Source organism: Oleiphilus sp. HI0079 (assembly GCF_001635105.1).
The window spans coordinates 1-282 of sequence record NZ_LWFT01000452.1 but is presented as its reverse complement, the minus strand read 5'-3'; the positions used below and the strand labels follow the sequence as shown (position 1 = coordinate 282).

Annotated in this window: 1 pseudogene; it reads left to right on the top strand. The window is 53.2% G+C overall.

Annotated elements, in window-relative coordinates:
• A pseudogene (locus A3750_RS05895) lies at positions 1–282 on the top strand (bifunctional prephenate dehydrogenase/3-phosphoshikimate 1-carboxyvinyltransferase); the annotation flags it as partial.

Below are 282 nucleotides of genomic sequence, written 5' to 3'. Positions count from 1 at the left end.
ATGCGTTTATTTGCCGGACTTCTTTCTGGCCAGTCCTTCGATACAGAATTAACTGGGGATGAGTCCCTCTCTAAGCGCCCGATGGAGCGCGTCGCAGGTCCTTTGAGACTGATGGGTGCAATGATTGAGACGGCTGAGGGTGGGCGCCCACCAATGAAAATTAAAGGCGCTCAGCGGTTAAAGGGTATGCACTATGATATGCCTATGGCAAGTGCTCAGGTTAAGTCTTGTTTGTTGTTGGCGGGTATGTACGCCGACGGCGAGACCAGCGTGACCGAACCC